17 protein-coding genes and 1 pseudogene are annotated in these 18279 nt (G+C 47.4%); 11 read left to right on the forward strand and 7 right to left on the reverse strand.

Annotation, left to right across the window (positions count from 1 at the left end):
- Window positions 1-329: pseudogene (locus Q0546_RS07510) on the forward strand (glutamate racemase); the annotation flags it as partial.
- Between the two features lie 530 nt (window positions 330-859).
- Here the strand turns inward: Q0546_RS07510 and Q0546_RS07515 are convergent.
- Window positions 860-1669 (reverse strand): M48 family metallopeptidase, encoded by an 810-nt coding sequence (locus tag Q0546_RS07515; protein ID WP_298791862.1) that lies wholly within the window; start codon window positions 1667-1669, stop codon window positions 860-862.
- Between the two features lie 103 nt (window positions 1670-1772).
- On the opposite strand from Q0546_RS07515, the gene Q0546_RS07520 reads away from it, so the two are divergent.
- Window positions 1773-1937, forward strand: a complete 165-nt coding sequence (locus Q0546_RS07520) for a hypothetical protein (RefSeq protein WP_298791864.1) — start codon at window positions 1773-1775, stop codon at window positions 1935-1937.
- Between the two features lie 204 nt (window positions 1938-2141).
- Here Q0546_RS07520 and Q0546_RS07525 read toward each other — a convergent pair whose 3' ends face one another.
- Window positions 2142-3146 (reverse strand): putative transporter, encoded by a 1005-nt coding sequence (locus tag Q0546_RS07525; protein WP_298791866.1) that lies wholly within the window; start codon window positions 3144-3146, stop codon window positions 2142-2144.
- A 124-nt stretch (window positions 3147-3270) separates the two neighbouring features.
- Between Q0546_RS07525 and Q0546_RS07530 the strand changes: the two genes are divergently transcribed.
- The 5 genes from Q0546_RS07530 (at window position 3271) to Q0546_RS07550 (ending at window position 7720) form a co-directional block, all read left to right on the forward strand.
- Window positions 3271-3726, forward strand: coding sequence for a DUF411 domain-containing protein (locus Q0546_RS07530; RefSeq protein ID WP_298791868.1), 456 nt, complete (start codon window positions 3271-3273; stop codon window positions 3724-3726).
- Window positions 3727-3910: 184 nt separating this feature from the next.
- On the forward strand, window positions 3911-4123 hold the full coding sequence (locus Q0546_RS07535; RefSeq protein WP_298791870.1) for a hypothetical protein: 213 nt from the start codon (window positions 3911-3913) through the stop codon (window positions 4121-4123).
- Between the two features lie 384 nt (window positions 4124-4507).
- Window positions 4508-5839, forward strand: a complete 1332-nt coding sequence (locus tag Q0546_RS07540) for a hemolysin family protein (protein WP_298791872.1) — start codon at window positions 4508-4510, stop codon at window positions 5837-5839.
- A gap of 465 nt (window positions 5840-6304) precedes the next feature.
- Complete coding sequence (locus Q0546_RS07545; RefSeq protein WP_002946981.1) at window positions 6305-7150, forward strand: fumarate hydratase; 846 nt, start codon at window positions 6305-6307, stop codon at window positions 7148-7150.
- Between the two features lie 9 nt (window positions 7151-7159).
- Entirely contained in the window at window positions 7160-7720 is a 561-nt protein-coding gene (locus Q0546_RS07550) for a Fe-S-containing hydro-lyase (protein WP_298085258.1), read from the forward strand.
- Between the two features lie 102 nt (window positions 7721-7822).
- Here the strand turns inward: Q0546_RS07550 and Q0546_RS07555 are convergent, their stop codons facing one another.
- From Q0546_RS07555 to Q0546_RS07570, 4 genes are all read right to left on the reverse strand, one after another.
- Complete coding sequence (locus Q0546_RS07555) at window positions 7823-8002, reverse strand: hypothetical protein (RefSeq protein ID WP_298791876.1); 180 nt, start codon at window positions 8000-8002, stop codon at window positions 7823-7825.
- A 168-nt stretch (window positions 8003-8170) separates the two neighbouring features.
- Window positions 8171-8338 carry a hypothetical protein gene (locus Q0546_RS07560; protein WP_298791878.1) on the reverse strand — a complete coding sequence of 56 codons (168 nt, stop codon included), beginning with the start codon at window positions 8336-8338 and terminating at the stop codon, window positions 8171-8173.
- Between the two features lie 211 nt (window positions 8339-8549).
- On the reverse strand, window positions 8550-9602 hold the full coding sequence (gene dctP / locus Q0546_RS07565; protein ID WP_298791880.1) for a TRAP transporter substrate-binding protein DctP: 1053 nt from the start codon (window positions 9600-9602) through the stop codon (window positions 8550-8552).
- Between the two features lie 722 nt (window positions 9603-10324).
- Entirely contained in the window at window positions 10325-10714 is a 390-nt protein-coding gene (locus tag Q0546_RS07570; protein WP_298791881.1) for a MarR family winged helix-turn-helix transcriptional regulator, read from the reverse strand.
- A gap of 186 nt (window positions 10715-10900) precedes the next feature.
- Between Q0546_RS07570 and Q0546_RS07575 the strand changes: the two genes are divergently transcribed.
- Complete coding sequence (locus Q0546_RS07575; protein ID WP_298791883.1) at window positions 10901-12139, forward strand: efflux RND transporter periplasmic adaptor subunit; 1239 nt, start codon at window positions 10901-10903, stop codon at window positions 12137-12139.
- Window positions 12136-15198 (forward strand): efflux RND transporter permease subunit, encoded by a 3063-nt coding sequence (locus Q0546_RS07580; protein WP_298791885.1) that lies wholly within the window; start codon window positions 12136-12138, stop codon window positions 15196-15198. The genes Q0546_RS07575 and Q0546_RS07580 overlap by 4 nt, the downstream gene beginning before the upstream one ends.
- A 160-nt stretch (window positions 15199-15358) precedes the next feature.
- On the opposite strand, the gene Q0546_RS07585 is transcribed toward Q0546_RS07580, so the two are convergent.
- Window positions 15359-15832: a cysteine permease gene (locus Q0546_RS07585; RefSeq protein ID WP_298791887.1), complete on the reverse strand. Its 474-nt coding sequence runs from the start codon at window positions 15830-15832 to the stop codon at window positions 15359-15361.
- A gap of 94 nt (window positions 15833-15926) precedes the next feature.
- On the opposite strand from Q0546_RS07585, the gene Q0546_RS07590 reads away from it, so the two are divergent.
- Window positions 15927-16304, forward strand: coding sequence for a RidA family protein (locus tag Q0546_RS07590; protein ID WP_298791889.1), 378 nt, complete (start codon window positions 15927-15929; stop codon window positions 16302-16304).
- A 21-nt stretch (window positions 16305-16325) separates the two neighbouring features.
- Window positions 16326-17708, forward strand: coding sequence for a DUF945 family protein (locus tag Q0546_RS07595; RefSeq protein WP_298791891.1), 1383 nt, complete (start codon window positions 16326-16328; stop codon window positions 17706-17708).
- The last annotated feature ends 571 nt before the right edge of the window (window positions 17709-18279 follow it).

Raw genomic sequence — 18279 nt, forward strand, 5'->3', positions numbered from 1 at the left:
TGCTTGGTTGCACGCATTTTAACTATTTTAAGGACGTTTTGCGCGAAATTTTGCCGCCGCACGTGCGCATCATCGACGGTATCGACGGCACGCTAAACCGCCTTGCAAGCGAGCTGGGAGGAGGGCTAAGGCTTGCTTGCGGCGAGGATTATTCGCCACTGGCGGGTAAATTCGACGCGAAAGCGGATAGTAAAAACTGCGGTAAAATTTACTATCTAAACGGCAACAGCGTGGAGTATTTTTACTCGAGCAGGGCGCTAGATGCGGCGCAGTTACGCAAGGTAGAGATATTTTTAAATCGGCTTGATGCGATGCGGGAGATTGGTTAGCGATATATTTATGGCGCTTAACGGCGTAAATATACTATAAATTCGGTACGGATTGTTAAATTTGGCTAGAACAGCAAAGAAAAAATCGCCCATGCGACATCACTCAAAAAGCGGCACGGCAAAATAAAGTGATCGCGTCAAATTTTCGCAGACGCAGCGACTTTTACGAGGAGTTTTTCGAAAAGCAAAATCGCATAAAGCAAATTTGGCACGGATAGCGATCGTAAATTTAACGCCAACTATCGGCATGCACGGGCAAATTCGACGTAAATTTATAAAATTACTAGAAAATTTGACGACCAAAAAAGACTCAAGCAAAAATCATAAGTAAAAATAAATTTGCCGCCTTCGTAACAAATCAAAAATTCGGCGGCAAATTTGAAATAAGAGTTTAAATTTTTAACATGCGGCGGACATTATCTGAGCTTGTTGCACTCCTCTATCCGCCTTGCAAAATATATAAAACGCCCGCACGGCCGCCTCAAACGGCTAGCCGCAAGCGTTTAAAGAGCCGTTACGCTAGCTAAATTTTACTTTTTGGCTTGCAGATATACCGGCTCTAGCTTTGCCGCAACCTCGCGCAGATCGGCTATACGGCTCTCGTTTGAGGGGTGGGTGCTTAGTATCTCCGGCACGCTACCGCCGCTTTTTTTGGACATTTTTACCCAGACGTTTACCGCCTCTTTAGGATCGTAGCCCGCGCGCGCCATGAGCTCCGTGCCGATGTGGTCGGCCTCGCGCTCGTGAGAGCGAGAAAACGGTAGCGAGATGGTGTACTGAGCGGCCATATTTATGGCACCGGTAGCTAGATCGCCTAGTCCCGCAGCTTGCGAAACGGCGAAAATTCCGACGTTTTTGAGCATATCGGAGCTAGCCTGCTCGCGGCTATGCTCGCGCAATGCGTGCGCGATCTCGTGTCCCATAACCGCCGCTAGCTCGCCGTTTGTGAGCGATAGGTTTTTGATGATGCCGCTATACACGACGATACGGCCGCCCGGCATACACCACGCGTTTATCGTATTTTCGTCGATGACGTTTACTTCCCATTTCCACTTGAGCGCGTCCTCTCTAAATGCTCCGACCTGCGCGATCAGGCGCTTGGCAACGTCTTGCACTCTTTTTGTCATCACGGGATCGATGTTTAGCGCGCCTTTTTTGCGCGCGCCGCTAAGGGTCTCTACGTAGGCTTTGGCTGCAGCCTCGTTCATCTCCTGTTCGCCGACTAAAAACATCTGGCGTCTGTTTTCGCCTAGTGCGCCGCCGCTAGTCGAGCTAGTGAAGCAGCCCGTTAGCATCGTCGCGGTAAACATGGCGAGCAAAATAATTTTTCTTATCGTCATTTTTTCATCCTTTGCGAGATTTTGGCGATTATACCTCTAAAACAGCTATAAATTCGTAAATAAGCGTTTAAATTTGGCTTAACGACGTCAAATTTGTAAAGAAATGGCGGGTAAATTTGCGTTTTGGAAATTTGACGGTATAAATTTGGACTTTGTTTTTGGTGATTTTAACGGATCTGCGTTAAATTTGTGTGGGTTAAATTTGCAAATTTTCGTGCCTGAGTCCGCTTTAGACGGCTCGGCCGCGACTATGCAAGCTCAAATTTAACTGCTTCTTGCGAGCTGTCAAATTTGGCGTGCATCAAATTTAAATAAAGCTAAAAGTTCGTCAAATTTGCCGAATTTGCAGCCGAGTTAGCCACTCAAATTTACGTACGAGTCAAAGCTAAATTTGAGCGGTCGCCGGCGCGAGCGCGAGCCAAATAAACCCGAGTCGCCGCGCAAGCAAAAGCCAAATTTAAAAGAGCCTGATTTACGCTGGCTCGCTTTGTAAATTTTCATCCAGCTTAACGCGCTTATACTCGATATTTTTCTCAAATTCCTTAAGTCTTTTATGGATAGAGCGCAGCTCCGTGATGACCGTCCAGTTGTTCATAAACACCGCAAGCGATCCGCGCACTTGGCTAAAGGCATTTACGACTTGCATCATCACGCCCAGGGTTATAGTGCCCGCGAGAACGCTAGGGCCCATCGCGATGAGTGGGACGATGACCATGCTTTGACCGAACATATATCTCCAGATATCAAAGTATCCGTAGTGTAAAAATAGCCTGTAATAATTTCGTTTTAGATCGTGAAATAACCCTTCGAGTTTCTCGGGCGCGCCGTAGTTTGCCTTGTCGTCCTCGGCGTATACGAGCTCTTTTCTAAATGCGGCTTCGACTTTTTGATTGTTGTACTCAAGGCCCGGTAGCTTGATACCCACGAACCACGAGATTGCGAGTCCTCCGATACTAACCGTTAGCGCGATCCACACGAGCGAGCCTTCGCTTTTGCCCAGTAGCGGTATATCGACCTGCCCGCTAAGCGCCCAAAGTATCGGTATAAATGCGATGAGCGTCATCACGGCGTCGGCTACTTGCGAGCCCAAATTTTCCACCACTTTAGCAAAGCGATAGATATCCTCTTGGATACGTTGCGAGCTGCCTTCGATGTCGGTTTTGACGTTTCGCCAGTATTTTATGTAATCAAACGTCATCGCCTCGCGCCACTTAAACGTCCAAAGGCGCGTAAAATAGTTCGTCATCGTCGCAAGCAGGACGTATGGGAAGGCGATCTTGGCAAATCTGAGCACGCAAGTCCAAAAGTCGTCTATCGTGTGATCTTTGACGTTTTGCAAAATATCGTAAAAGTCCTTGTACCAGTTGTTTAGAAGCACTATCATCTGTACTTGAGCGTAGGTCGAAATTAGCAGTGCCGCGAGCCCGAAATACGCCCACGCGGCCCATTTTTTATTCGCGAAAAACGACGAAAACATCTATTTGCCTTTAAATTTGAGATTTAGTCGCAAAGTATAGCAAAACCAGGCTAAATTTATGCGCGTTAGATTACTGTTATGCGTATTACGTTAAAATCCGGCGAATTTTTTACAAAGGATGAAAATGAAAAAGACTATTTTGGGATTTGCGCTACTTACGGCGCTTGCGTCAGCGGCTCTGGGAGGCGAGACGATCGAAGTTTATAAAAGCCCGGACTGCGGTTGTTGCGGAAAGTGGGGCGAGATAATGAAAAAAAACGGCTTTGAAATCGTAGAACACAAAACGAACGCGATAATCGAAACGAAAAACAAATACGGCGTTCCGCCGGAGCTATCTAGCTGCCACACCGGTATAGTCGGAGGTTACGCTATCGAGGGGCACGTGCCGGCTGAAGAAATAAAGGCGCTTTTGAGCGCTAAACCCTCTGACGTCGTGGGCATCTCGGTACCCGGCATGCCGCTGGGAAGCCCCGGCATGGAGCAGGGCGGCATCGTCGAGGACTATGATGTGATCGCGTTTAAAAAGGACGGTACGAGCGAAATTTTCGCAAGCTATAAAAACGGCAAGAAGGTAAAATAATTTAGCGAGATCGGCGTAAAATTTACCAACGCCGTGGCCATCGTTTTACCGGGTTTTGCGGCGATTTTTACCGCGAGACTGTTTTTTAAATTTGAGTGCCGCATCTCGTCAAATTTAGCGCAAAATCAAGCTAAATTTAACCCCGGCCGCTGTATCATTAAAATAAATTTGCAAAGGAGCGGGCGTGGCGAGACTAATTTTTATCCTGTTTATTTTGGGGTTTCTTGCGTGGCTTTATATGGGCGGCACGACCAAAACGGTGGCTGATTACAAAGGCATGAGCCGCGAGGAGCTTGAGACGCTGTGCCTTGAGAAAAAGGACAAAAAAGCCTGCCAGAAAATAGCGATCGACTTCGTAAACGGCGCGAAGGCAAACGGCGGCAAACCGCAGTTTTAGGATTTTTGCATTTATAAATTCGGCGGGCAAATTTGACGGCGCAAGCTTGGCCTAAATTTTATAAATTTAACTGCTAGCATTTTTGCAGTGCGGGTCTTGGCGCGTCAAATTTGGACTCAAATTTAAATAAATTCCGCAAATTTGAGCCAAACGGCGCATAATATAAGCAATATTTGTATTACAAGTTTAGCGCGGAGCTTAAATTTGCACCCAAATTTAAGCCGAAAGCAAGGCACGCACGCGGCCAAAAGCGCCAAAACGCGGCAAAAATAGCCTCCGCGGCGCTCGCTCGCGCTAGAGGCGGCAAAAATGCGCTTTCAGTTTAAAATTCCCGATTTTCTGCTATAATCGTTGCATTTCATTTTAATTTTTTAAGGATTTTAATTGCACCCCAGTAGCGCCGACTCGCTTTTTATGATCGCTCTCGCGTTTTTCTTCGTATTTCTAAACGCTTTTTTCGTCTTATCAGAATTTTCCATCGTCAAAGTCCGCAAGACTCGCCTAGAAGAGCTTGCTAAGGACAAAGTGCCAAACGCAAAAACCGCGCTTGATATGTCAAACAATCTCGACACATACCTCTCCGCCACGCAGCTAGGCATCACGCTAAGCTCGCTAGCTCTTGGCTGGATCGGCGAACCCGCGGTCGCTAGACTGATCGAGGAGCCGCTAAAAACATACTTTAATCTAAATGATATTTTAGTCCACACCGTCGCGTTTGCGATCGCATTTACGCTGATCACGCTCATGCACGTGGTACTAGGCGAGCTAGTGCCAAAGTCCGTCGCCATCGCAAAATCTGAAAAAGCGGTCCTCGCCATCGCGCGTCCGCTACATGTATTTTGGGTTGTTTTCTCGCCGCTTATCAAGACTTTTGATTTTCTAGCTGGCGTTTCTCTTAAAATTTTAGGCATCAAGCCCGCCAAAGAGAGCGAGCTAGCCCACTCCGAAGAGGAAATAAAAATCATCGTGGGCGAGAGCCTAAAGGGCGGCGTTTTAGATAGCTTTGAGACCGAGATCATCAAAAATGCGGTCGATTTCTCCGACACGGTGGCTAAAGAAATAATGACTCCGCGCCGCGATATGGTCTGCATAAATAAGCAAAAAAGCTACGAAGAAAATATCAAAGTGATCTTTGACTCCAAATACACGCGCTATCCGTACATCGACGGTAGTAAGGACGCAATACTAGGCATGATCCACATCAGAGATATCTTGCAAATCGATCTGGGTAACAAAAAGCGCGAATTTGACAGCATCGTGCGAAAATTCGTCATCGTGCCCGAAAACCTCTCGATATCTAAAATCCTCGTGATGATGAACAAACAGCAAATCTCAGCCGCTCTCGTCGTGGATGAATACGGCGGCACGGCGGGGCTTCTTACGATGGAAGATATAATGGAAGAGATCCTAGGCGACTTTAACGACGAGCACGACGACGCCGACCCGCACTACAAAAAAATCAACGAAAATATCTACGAGTTTCAGGGACGCTTTGACCTTGAAAGCGTCGAGGAACTGATGGGGATTAGCTTTGCCGATGAGACCGAGGAGCTAACGATCGGCGGATACGTCTTTAATCTCATCGGTCGCTTGCCGGTCGTGGGCGACAAGATCGAGGACGAAAACTGCTACTACGAGGTGCGCAAGATGGACGGCGCTAGCATCTCTAGCGTCAAGGTGCGCAGAAAATTCGAGCAAAAAGAGGACGAGGACTGAGTAAATTTGCACCTTGCTTTTGCGAGCGGGGCGTAAATTCGGTCGTAAATTTGAGGGCGGATTTGGCTTTTGAAATTTTAGGCGCGCAAACGGCTTCTCAAATTTAACCGATCTAAATTTGAAAGACTCCGCCTTGTTCGTAAATCAGCTCAAATTTAAGCCGTTTCGTCAAATTTGAGTTGCGGCATCTGCTCTAAATTTGCTGCCGTTTGGCCGAGTCTTGCGGGATCGCCGTTAAAGTTTGCCGTCAGTTTTAGCTAGGCTAAATTTTTAAATTTACGTGAAGCATAAATTTAAATTTGCCTCGCTAAATTTACGCCGATTTTTCTCTCAAACTCTCTCAAAATCCACAAATTTAATCTAACTTTTTAGCTTATTTTGATAAACTTCGCGAAATTTAATAAGAGATAAAAATTAAATTTTATATTTTGAAATTTATAAAATAAATTTAACACAGGAGGACAGATGAGAGTAGTTCAAGCGGAATTAATCTCCAAAACCGTCAGCGAGCTTTGCAAAGAGGCCTGTTACGTCGTGACGCCCGATATGAGAGCGGCTTTTGAAAAAGCTAGAGAAAACGAGAGTTCGCCGATAGGAAAAGACATCCTAGGCAAGGTACTCCAAAACGCCGATCTAGCGCAGAAGCGCGTCGCGCCGATCTGCCAAGACACGGGCATGGCGGTCGTGTTCGTCGATATCGGTCAAGACGTGCATATCGAGGGCGGATTTTTAGAGGACGCGATAAACGAGGGCGTAAAAGACGGCTACGTGGGCGGCTACCTGCGCAAATCAGTCGTAAACGACCCGATCTTTGAGCGTAAAAACACGACAAACAACACCCCTGCCGTCATAAACGTAAGGATAGTAAGGGGCGATAAAATCCATATAAAAGTCGCTCCAAAGGGCTTTGGTAGCGAGAACAAATCGGCTCTAAAGATGCTAGTGCCCGCAGACGGCCTAGAGGGCGTGAAAAAGGTATTTTTAGACACCGTTAAGCTAGCGGGTCCAAACGCCTGTCCTCCGATGGTAATCGGCGTGGGCATAGGCGGCACGATGGATAAGGCCGCGCTAATGGCAAAATACGCAGCCGCTCGCGCCGCAGACAGCAAAAACCCCGATCCTAGATACGCCAAACTAGAAGAGGAACTACTAGAGCTCGCCTGTAAAACGGGCGTCGGACCGCAAGGACTAGGCGGCGACACGACCGCGGTAAAAGTAAACATCGAGTGGTATCCGACCCACATCGCGGGCCTGCCGGTCGCTATCAACATCAACTGCCACGCTGCTCGCCACGCCGAAGCTGAAATTTAAGGAGAAAAGATGTCAGAAGTAAAAAAGATAACCGCGCCGTTTGATAAAGATGTCGTAAAAAGCCTAAAAGCTGGCGACAACGTGCTAATAAGCGGCACCATCATCGCAGCTCGCGACGCCGCGCACAAGGCGCTAACCGAGACTTTGGCTCGCGGCGAGGCATTGCCTGTAAATTTAGCCGGCGAGACGATCTACTATCTAGGACCAAGCCCAGCAAAACCTGGCGACGTCATAGGCGCTGCGGGGCCGACAACTAGCGGACGCATGGACAAATACACTCCGACGATGATAAACGAAGTAGGCATCAACGGCATGATCGGCAAGGGCTACCGCTCTGAGGCCGTCGTCGAAGCGATGAAAAAATCAGGCTGCGTCTATATGGTCGCTATCGGTGGTGCTGGCGCACTGATTAGCCAAAGTATCAAAAAATACGAAGTGCTAGCCTACCCTGAGCTTGGTCCAGAGGCGGTCGCAAGGCTTACGGTCGAGGATTTCCCGGCTATCGTAGCGATAGATAGCGAGGGCAATAACTTCTACGAAGCAGGGCAAGCTCCGTATAAAAAAATATAAATTTATCGGCGCGAGTTATCGCTAGCTCGCGCCTTACTCTACGCGCCGCTCTTTATGGGCAGATTTGAAACCAAACGGCGCAAAAATTCTCAAATTTTATGCTTAGTCTTTAAAAATTTTGTCGTAATTGCTCGGATACGCCGCTTTTAGAGATTTCTTAATCTTAGCTTTTAACGAGTCTCCGTCGCTAAGCTTTACGTCGTCGATCAGGCAATCTTTGTCGCAAATTAGGCGCAAAGTTATATCGCGTTTTTCGCCGAATAGCTCAAATTTTACTCGCACTTCGTTTTCCGAAACAGCTTTTGCGCTAAAGTTTTTGAGCTCGTCAATATCCTGTGCATCTATAAAAGGATCGGCATCTAAATCCGACGATACGTGTTCTACACCGCTCAGACGTCCGAGCGCGGAGCCGAACTGATCGTAAATGAGCCCGTCAAGCTCGGGAGTCAGCTACTCTGAGGTGATAGGCTGTATTTCGCCGTTGCCGTAGTTTGTTTCGTAAAATTCGTTTACCGCTTTTTCCATTAGCGCGGCTTTCATCGTTTGTGCGCTTAGATTTGCGCCGCCAATACCGCAAAAAATCACCGCCAAAAGGCAAAATTTAGACACATTTTTCATGGCTTTCCTTTAAATTTAGGTGTTTGAGTGATTTTGACACTATTTGGGTTAAAATTTGAGAAGTTTAAGATATGCAAGTAACGGCAGTCTGCTTTGGCGCATTTTCTCGTCAAATTTAAACGATACCGCGCTGATAAAATTTAGAGCGCAAATTTACATTGGACTTCGAGCCGTCAAATTTACTCGGACGGCTCGTTAATTTTAGCAGAGGTTACTCTGTGGTGCTGTTTATGTAGCTGTTTTCGGAGATCTGTGTCCAGGCTCTAGCCTTTTTCATAAAGGCCTTTTGCGAGTCCAAAATCTCCTTAAACGTCGCGTCTTTTGCCGAAAGTTCGTCTAGGATCTCGTCCGTGGCTTTGCGCAGCGCGGCGATGACCTCTGGCGGAAACGAAGCGATTTTCACGTCCGGATGCTCGCTTTTGATTTTATCAAGGACTAGCGAGTTTTGATAGACCGCCGACTCATAAACATCGGCCGCTACAGCCTTGGTTGCGGTTTCTACGATAGCTTGGAGGTCGGCCGGTAGCTTGTCCCAGAGCTTTTTGTTGATGTAAAATTCATTTTCGCTCGCGGGCTCCTGCCAGCCCGTGTAGTAAAATTTAGCCACCTTTTGAAATCCGAAATTTATATCGATCGCAGGGCAGACCCACTCGACGGCGTCGATCGTGTTCATCTCCATCGCCATGTATAGCTCGCCGATCGGGATCGTGTTTATATTGACTCCCAGTTTTGCCATTATCTCGCCGCCAAGCCCGGTCATGCGCAGTTTTAGCCCCTTTAGATCGTCCGTGCTCTTGATCTCTTTTTTAAACCAGCCGCCCATTTGCATGCCAAAATTTCCGCCGTGAAAGGTCACGATGCCGTACTCGTTAAAGACCTTTTGCGCGAGCTCCTTGCCGCCGCCGTACGCGTACCATGCGTCCTGCTCGGCCTTGTTCATGCCAAAGGGCACCGTCGTAAAGAGCATGAGCTTGGCGTCCTTACCCTTATAAAAGTAGCTAGCGGTAAAAGCCGCGTCGTACTGGGCGCTTTTGACCATATCAAGCAGCGCAAACGCCGCCTTGTGCTTGGACGGATAGTCGACGCGAACCTCGATACGGCCGTCGCTCATCTTTTCCACGAGCTCTTTAAATTTCTTAGGAGCGTCGCCTAGCACGGGTACGTTGCTCTCGTAGGTGGAGGCGAGCTTGATTTTGTATTTTTCCGCTGCCTGCGCGCTGATCATCATCGCCGTGCATAGAGCCAGAGCTGAAAATAGTTTCATTTTTTCTCCTTTCGGTTTTAAATTTACCGATTATAGAGTTTTGTATTATACTTTTTGATTAATTTTAAAATTTAAGCTACAAAAATTTACGATACATGAGTAAAAACGTAAATAAATTTATAAAATGTTACGAAAATTAAATTTACCGTTTGAGGATAAATTTGACGATCGTCGTCGTTAGGGCGGCGGCATTTGAGCGATACGACTCGGCGAATTTTGTTTGAGTGGGCAGCGGAAGTCGACACGTAGATACGGCTCTAAACTACTTTACTCGACGCATCAAAATCTAGCGGGCCAAATTTACTCGTGTTTTTTGAGGTACATTGCGACGATTTTATGGGTTGTAAATGCTAAATTTAAGGTGCGTATGTAAAGATAAATTGGCAGGCATTTGTGGCAAATCGACTTGGTCTTTTGAACCGCATTTGAGGCGTCGCCGAGTAAATTTAAGCAGCAAATTTGGCAAGACGACTTTTCGATAAATTTACAATGCAAATTTGTGAAATTTGAGCTCTAAAGCGTGTGTTTGAAACTCGAATTTAAGTCGTCGAGTACGAAAAACGGCGAGCGAGTAGGTAAATTTAGGAAGAGCCGGGAATGTCGTTGGCGTATAGTGTTTCGGCTAGCGTATTTTGCGTGCGGTTGCCGTTAGCTTCGATTTGCGTTTGCTAGCCTCTGGCAAAAATATACGACAAAAACAACTTGATTAGATATAGGCAAGCTTAGATTTCCGTTTTGATATCAGGCGTATTTTCGATCTCTTTGTCGCAAATCTCGCAAAAGCGCGTCAGCAACAAAAATAGCTTCTCGGCATTTTTTTCGCCGAGCCTAGCAAATACCCGCTCGCCCAGCTCATCGCTAGCGCGCACTATGGGGTCTGCTACGTCGTGCCCTTTTTGCGTGAGACTCATCGCGCGCTCCCTTTTATCCGCGCTTTGCTCGCCTATCTGCACTAGTCCTTTTTGGCGAAAATCCTTGCAGACGTTAAAGACCGTTTGCTTGGGTATGAGCCACTCTTGGCCGATCTTTTTTTGCGTCGAACGGCCGTCTTTTGCGAGTGTATAAAGCACTGCAAATTCGCTGTAGCTAAGCCCAGTTTTAGCAATCAGCATATCTATGCGTTTGTCGATATCGCCGATTTTTTTGCCCAGCTCGTCGAAGTTGTATATTGTTTCTCCCTTTTTTATATTGGGTGAATTTTAGTAAAATCCCAAAATATTTTCAAGGTTTTTGGATTGACTTTTAGTCCTAAATTTTGCTAATATAGTAAATTTTAAGACTAATATCAAAGGAAATTTATGAAACTCGGTAAATTTTTAAAGGCGTATTTTTTATCGTTCGCGCTGATTTTCGTCGCAGCTGCGCAGGAAAATAAATCGACACAGGAAGCAGTGTCGCAAGCAGAGAAAAATACGGCCGAGCAACAAACTGCTCAAGCGGGCGTAAAAGAAGACACTGACGCTAGCGAGCAAAGCGTTTGTCAAGATAGACAAAATCCGGACGCTAAGCAAAATCAAAACGGCGAAGCGATAAAGCTCACGGTCGTATCGCCCAAGGTCCAAAAATTTAATCCAAAGCTAAATTTACACGGCGAGCTGGTGGCTAAAGACGATGTTGCCGTAGGCTCGGCGCTGCAAGGACAACAAATCTCCGAGATTTTAGTCGAAGTCGGCGAAAACGTGCAAAAGGGGCAAATTTTGGCCCTACTAGATGGTGCCGGCGTAAAAGCGAAATTTGACCAGCAAACCGCCGCTCTCGAGGCCGCAAAGCAAAATTTAAACTCCACCAAGGCTGCTTTTAGCGAGGCTAGCTCAGCGCTAAAGAGGGCTAAAGACTTGGCCGCAAAAAAGGCGATCAGCTCGCAAGAACTCGAACAAGCAAACGCGAAAGAAGCAAGCGCCAGAGCGAATCTAAACTCTGCGAAAGCCCAAATTTCGCAGATAGACGCGCAGATCGCGGAAGCTAAAGACCAGCTGGCAAAGGCTAGCGTGATAGCGCCCGTTAGCGGCGTCGTAACGGCCAAAAAAGCCCAAATCGGCGCGTTAACTAGCGGCGAGGCTTTGTTTAACATCGCAAAAGACGGCGTCATCGAGCTATCTGCGGACGCGGACGCAGCCGAGCTAGCGCAGATAAAAGTCGGTATGGGCGCGACGGCTCAAATTTACGGCGTAAAAGAGGCTGTGAAAGGCAAAGTGCGGCTAGTGCCCGTGAGCGTGGATACAAGCTCACGCCTAGGCAAGGTCAAAATTTCGCTAGACGGCGAGGCGAAATTTATCGGTTCATATGCTAAAGTCGTCATCGATCTGCCCGAATTTAGCGCGTTAGCACTGCCTGCGCAGGCTGTTTCGTTTACGGACGAGGGCGCGTTTGCGACGCTAATAAAAGACGGCAAGGCGCAGAAGCGAAAAATCCAAACCGGACTTAGAGCAAACGGGCTAGTTCAGGTGATTTCAGGTGTCAGCAAGGACGATGAGGTCGCGCTAAAAGCCGCCTCACTGGTAAATGACGGCGAAGCGGCGCAAAGGAGTGTGGAGTGAAAATTTCGTCTTGGGCGATTCGCCATCCCGTTCCGATTATCGTGCTTTTTATCGCGCTTAGCTTAGGCGGCGTAGCGTCGTTTCTGCGCCTACCGATAAACGCAAACCCAAACGTAAATTTCCCTATCGTTAGCGTCACGGTCACGCAGGCGGGCGCGTCGCCTACGCAGCTGGAAAGCTCGACTACTAGGCGCATCGAGGACGCCGTGAGCGGGTTGGCGGACGTGAGGCACGTTAGCTCTACGATCTCCGAGGGTAGCTCGGCTACCACAGTGGAGTTTGCTATCGAGACGGACGTCGATAGAGCCGTAAACGACGTGCGAAACGCTATCTCGCAGATCAGAGACGAACTACCCGCCGGTATCGATACGCCGATAGTAGAGCGCGTGGACGTCGAGGGCGGCGCGCTGGCGTTTTATTCTATAGGAAGCGCAAATTTGGACCAAAGCGAGATATCGCACCTGATAGATAACGAGATAAAAAGGCGGCTGCTAGCGATCCCGGGCGTACAGCAGGTAAAGCGTCTAGGCGGTGTTACACGCGAGATCAGAGTGCTTTTAGATCCCGCCGCGCTTAGCTCGCTAAAGATAGACGCTGCTTATATTAACAAACAGCTCGCGCAAAATAACGCCGATTTGCCCGCGGGTAGGACGGTTTTAGACGGTGCGGAAAATAGCCTGCGCGTAACAGGCGGCGCAAAGAGCGTTGAGGAGCTAGCAGATACCCCCATCCGACTAGAGGGCGGCGGTAGCGTCCGTCTGGGCGATATCGCTCGCGTAGAGGACTCGCACGCCGAACCTAGATCGCGCTCTAGGATGGACGGGCTGGAGACGGCGGGATTTAGCGTCTCGCGCTCAAAAGGCGCCAGCGATACGATCGTGATGCAAAAGATCAAGGATGAGCTGGCTAAATTTGCCGCAGAGCATGCAGAAGTAAAGATAGATGAGATATACACCTCGGCGAACGAGACTAAGCAAAGCTACGACCAAACGATCTGGATGCTAGCCGAGGGCGCGATATTGACGGTTTTGGTCGTGTTTGTTTTCTTGCGAGACGCGAGAGCGACTCTGGTGGCGGCCGTGTCGCTGCCTCTTTCGATCTTGCCGACGTTTGCGGCGCTTTATCTGCTGGACTATACGCTAAACGGCATCACGCTGCTGGCTCTCATGCTAGTTATCGGCATACTCGTAGACGACGCGATCGTGGAGATAGAAAATATCAAAAAACACCTAGCTCTAGGCAAACGCCCCTATCAGGCCGCCATCGACGCGGCCGATGATATCGGCTTTGCAGTGGTTGCCATTACGCTAACGATAGTGGCGATATTTTTGCCCGTTAGCTTTATCGGCGGAGGCATCGGGCAGTATTTTAGGCAGTTTGGCATAACCGTCGCGGCGGCGGTTTTGGCTTCGCTTTTAGTAGCGCGCTTAGCCACTCCGCTACTAGCGGCCTACGTCCTAAAACCCGAGGCCAAAGAGGGGCGCGAAGCGAGCAAGTTAAAGGCGGCTTATCTAAATTTGCTAAATTTCACGCTAGATCACCGTAAATTTACGCTTTTTATCGGCTTTTTGCTGCTACTGGGATCTTTTGCGTTAATTCCGCTTTTGCCAACGGGGTTTTTGCCTCAAAGTGACTCGGGTAGAAGCAGCGTAAATATCACGCTAGCTCCCGGCTCTACGCTAGAGCAGACCGATGAGAGGCTGCTAAATTTAACCCGCGTCGTTAAGCAAAACCAGGCCGTGCAGTCCGTTTTTGCTATAGCCGGAGGCGGCGGCGAAACGCACAAGGGCGAGCTGCTAATCACGCTAAAACCGCACAAGCAGCGCGCTGTTACGCAAAAGGAGTTTGAAGACGAGCTGCGAGAAGAGCTGGCTAAATTTAGCGATATGAGATTTGCCTTCGCTAACGAGATGGCTGCGCGCGATATCTCGGTAATCCTAGCAGGCGACGACGCGAACGCGCTCTCTAAAACCGCCGCGCTGATAAAATCTCAAATGAGCGGAGTTGCGGGCGTAAAAAACGCTCAAGTAAACGAACCGCTGCAAAAGCCGGAAATCCGCATAAATTTAATCAAAAAAGAGGCCGCAAGGCTGGGCGTGAGCCATCAGACCGTTGGCGAAGCTTTGCGTATCGCTACCGTAGGCGACACGGACGCGGCGTCGGCAAAATTTGACCTACCTGATCGCCAAGTACCTATCCGCGTTAGCCTAGAGGAGAGCGCTAGAAACGATCTTGAAGTTTTGCGTAAAATTTACGTCCAAAGCGCGACAGGGACGGCTGTGCCGCTCTCAAGCGTAGCCCAAATCTCGTATTCGCAGGGCGCTGCTAGCATAGAGAGGTTTGATAAGCGTCGCAAGATCGCAGTCGAGGCCGATTTGCAACCTGGATTTACCATAGGCGAAGTTTTGGGGCAAATTCATGCCTTGCCCGCGATGCAAAATTTGCCAAAAGGCATCTCCTCGCCCGAGTACGGCGATAGCGAGTATATGAGCGAGATGTTTGAGCAGTTTAGTATCGCGCTTGGCTTTGGCGTGACGATGTTTTTGCTGGTTTTGATCGTACTTTTTCGCGATTTTTTGCAGCCTGCGACGATATTTATTGCGCTTCCGCTCTCTATCGGCGGGGCGGCCGGAGGTCTGCTGCTTTACGGCGGCGCGCTTGATCTATCCGCCGTCATCGGTATCTTGATGCTCATGGCTATCGTGGGTAAAAACTCTATCTTGCTCGTTGATTTCGTCATCGAAAAGCGCCTGCGCGGAAGCGGCGTCAGGCAGGCTTTGTTAAGCTCTGGCGCTGAGCGTGCGCGACCTATCGTGATGACTACGATAGCTATGATCGCGGGCATGGCGCCCGCGGTGTTTGCTAGCGGCTCGGGAGCGGCTTTTCGTGCGACGATGTCGGTAGCCGTGATCTGCGGGCTGGCGGCCTCTACGCTACTTAGCCTCGTTTTCGTGCCGACGGTTTATTCTATCGTTGATGACGTGAAAAACTTCCTTGGCAGGCGGCTTTCTAAGCTCACGTCCGTAACCGAAGAAGATAAGCAAAACGCAATAAAATAGGAAAATCGATAAATTTAGCCTTAAATTTATCGATTTTTTCCGCGCGGCGCAGTAGATTTTGATTAAAATCCGGTTTTATTCGGCGCGGATTAAATTTGAGCCGGGTTTTACGGCCGAATTTAGCTAAATTTGCAAGCCAAAAAGCCTAAATTTACGCGGTTTAATAATATCCCAGGCACATCGTTTCGGTTAGCTTTATGCGCTTTTCAAGCGGTTCGGGCGAGAAAAACGAGCACTTTTCGATGTAAATTCTGTAGTCGTAATCAAGTCCGAAGTCGTCGTAAAATTTCTTTAAATTTATAAATTTGATCCCGCAAATTTCGCGCAGATCAAAAAGCGGGTAGAGTTTGGAACCGTTTTTGGCGACGAGATGTGAGGGCGCTAGAGTAGTAAACGAACAAAACGCCGACGTAAGCACGAGTCCTGCTAGATCGCTGCAGCGCGCGGCGACCTCGCGAAAACGCGCGGGAATGCATTTTTTATGCAGAAAAACGATGCGTGAGTTTTCAAATTTAGCGCAGATCGCGCCGCTCCAAAACAGATACGCATTGCCCGAAATTTCAGCATTTCGCGCAAATTCGCAGCCAAGAACGTAATCATCTAAAAATTCGTTTGGCGCAAGGGTTATTTTCATATTTTTCGTGCCTTTCTTGCGGGAAATTATAGCGAAATTTGCTTTTTTGGCTGTAAATTGGGTAATATTCGCCCAAATTTTACAAAGGACGAAAATGAAAAAGGTTATCTCTACAAAAGACGCTCCACAGGCGATCGGACCGTATTCGCAGGCGATCGAGGCAAACGGATTTTTGTTTATTTCGGGGCAGCTGGGCGTTACGCCGGAGGGTAAATTTGCGGGCGAGGACGTGAGGGCTCAAGCTGAGCAATCGATGCTAAATTTAAAAGCGATTTTGGCGCAGGCTGGGCTTAGCTTTGAAAACGCGGTAAAAACGACGATTTTTCTAGCTAACATCGAGGATTTTACGGCAGTAAATGAAATTTACGCTAAATTTTTTAGCGAGCCGTATCCGGCTAGAAGTACGATCGCCGTTAAAACGCTGCCAAAAGGCGGCCTAGTCGAGATCGAGCTCATTGCGGCGACGAAGTAAAATTTAAAATCAAGGAAAAAAATGAAAAAGATTATATTTGCGCTCGCAGTCGTTTTGATCGCAGTTTTTGGAGTCGCGTTTTACGGCTCGTCTAAGGCTAAGGAGTCCTACGATAGGGGCGTGGCGAGGCTAACTAGCGAGACACTCAAGCTTGGATTTTTTAATATAAAAGCAAACGCGGTAGAAAACGACTACGACAAAGGGCTGTTTAGCTCGTGCGCAGTGCTAAAACTCGAGCTCACCGACGGCAACGATCCGATCAAATTTGAAGCCAAAACGACGCTAAAACACGGATTTGCCGAGCTGTTTAGCGGCTTTAAGGCTCATAGCGACGTCAAAGCGCTAACGCCCGAAGCCGCGCTATATCTAAAGAAAATTTTCGGCACGGACGAGTTTTCGGGTATCGATGCGCTGATAAAATTTGATAAAACCCGCGACGTGACCTTAAATTTGGCCGATATCAAAACAAATGAAGATGACTCTAACTTCGTAATCTCAAAGCCTTTTGCGAAGGCACAAATCAAAGAAAATAAGATAAAATCCCTAGAAATCGGCGTCGGTAAAATCGGCGGCGGCGATACGGACGGCGTGGATAAGGTTGATATAGAAAACGCCTCCGCGCTCATCGAGCTTAACGACTTTAAGAGCTTTGACGATCTCATCTCGTTTATAAACATACAAACTGCCTATGAAAATATAGCTAAAATCGGGGTGAAGGCCGATAAAATGAGCTTTAACAGCGCTAAGGGTTATGATTTTCCAAAATCGGTCGGCATTACGGGTATGTCGTTTCTAGCACAGATAAAGCAAAATGCAGACGCAAATCTTCTTGATACGATTACCGACGCTAGTTTGGGCGCGCTTGACGTGGATGGCAAAAAGGTGCTCACGCAGCTAAATTTGAGCCTAAACGAGAAAAACGTAAACAAAGAAGCGATGGCGATGTACGTGAGCGATCCTAAAGAGGCGACCCTTTATAAGATTTTGATGAGTAAAAACTACGTGATGGAGGTTAAAAATTTTAGCTTTAAAAACCCAAACGGCAAGGAGCTTAAAATTAACGCCGTAGCCGATGCGTCGGACCTTGGCGCGGAAAGCAAAACGCTGCATGACGACGTAGATATCCAAACGGCGCTAAAAGCGGTCAAATTTGACGGCGAGATAAAGGTGCAAGCCGCGTCTATAACGGAGTTTTTAAGCGCGTATAAGGGGCTAATGGCCGATAGCGACTTTAACCAGATGATGGATGGCATCAAGCCTTTTGAGGAGCGCGTAAATTCGCTTTTTGCCAAAGAGGGCGAGTATATGAGCGCGAAATTTAAGCATGATGTCGGTAGCGATGATCTGCTCGTAAACGATAAAATTTCGCTCAAAGAATTTATAATGAGCCTGATGGCGAATTAAATTTGCTTTATTTTTAGCGGACGATAGCGCTAAATTTACTGCTTCGTCCGCTAAATGAATTTTGTTTTTGCCTATATATTAAGGTAAATTACTGCAAAATAAAATTTGATAGAACCACCAACAAAAAATCTCTAAAATTTTTTACACCCCTCCTTTCCTTCAGCTTCTTTTAAGCATATTGCTTGTATAATTCGAGCTCACGAATTGAGAAACCACCTTTAACTTTCATGTTAATAAAGCCTTTTCTTTTAATATCGTAAGTTTTAATTTTGAGTTAAATAAACAATTCTCTAATTTTTGAGAGTTTTTGAAACTAGCTCTTAAATTATGTTTTTTAAATTAACACTGTTAAACTAATTAGTCAATCTTTGAAATCTAAACAAGTGATCGATTGAGCCAATCTTTTATCAGGCTTTCCCTGGAAAGTAGATAAGAGATAAAACTAATTAATAAAATTAAAGTTTTTTGATTAAAAACTTCATAATAAAATCCTAATATCTTTATGATTTAGGTAATTTAATATGGAGAGTTTGATCCTGGCTCAGAGTGAACGCTGGCGGCGTGCCTAATA

The sequence above is a fragment of the uncultured Campylobacter sp. genome (assembly GCF_937997465.1).
Classification (GTDB): Bacteria; Campylobacterota; Campylobacteria; order Campylobacterales; family Campylobacteraceae; genus Campylobacter_A.